Consider the following 542-nt stretch of genomic DNA (forward strand, 5'->3'; position numbering starts at 1 on the left):
TCCCACAGGCCCCAGGCGAGGCTGGTGGCGGGGAGGCCTCCGGCCTGGCGGTGGTGGGCGAGGGCGTCGAGGTAGGTGTTGGCGGCGGCGTAGTTGGCCTGGCCGGGAGTGCCGAGGGTGCCGGCGAGGGAGGAGTAGAGGACGAAGGCGGTGAGGGGCTGGTCTGCGGTGGTCTGGTGCAGGTTCCAGGCTGTGTCGATTTTTGCTGTGAGGACGGTGTCGAGCTGGTCGGGGGTGAGGGTGGCCAGGGTGGCGTCGTGTAGGACGCCGGCGGTGTGGATGACGGCGGTGAGGGGCCGGTCGGGGGGGATCGTGTCGATGAGGGCCTGGGTGGTGGCCGGGTCGCTGAGGTCCGCGGCGGTGATCTGGACGTGTGCGCCGAGGGTGGTGAGTGTGGTGGTGAGGTTGTCCGCGCCGGGGGCGGTGGGGCCGCGGCGGCTGACGAGGAGCAGGTGGCGGATGCCGTGGTGGGTGACGAGGTGGCGGGCGGCGAGGGCGCCGAGGGTGCCGGTGCCACCGGTGATCAGCACCGTCCCCGCCGG

1 protein-coding gene is annotated in these 542 nt (G+C 73.1%); it reads right to left on the reverse strand.

All coding sequences use genetic code 11. From position 1 onward, the window contains the following. A partial coding sequence (locus tag AB1460_RS38250; RefSeq protein ID WP_368967502.1) for a beta-ketoacyl reductase occupies positions 1 to 542 on the reverse strand: 542 nt, incomplete at both ends.

This window comes from Parafrankia sp. FMc2 (assembly GCF_041008525.1).
Taxonomy (GTDB): domain Bacteria; phylum Actinomycetota; class Actinomycetes; order Frankiales; family Frankiaceae; genus Parafrankia.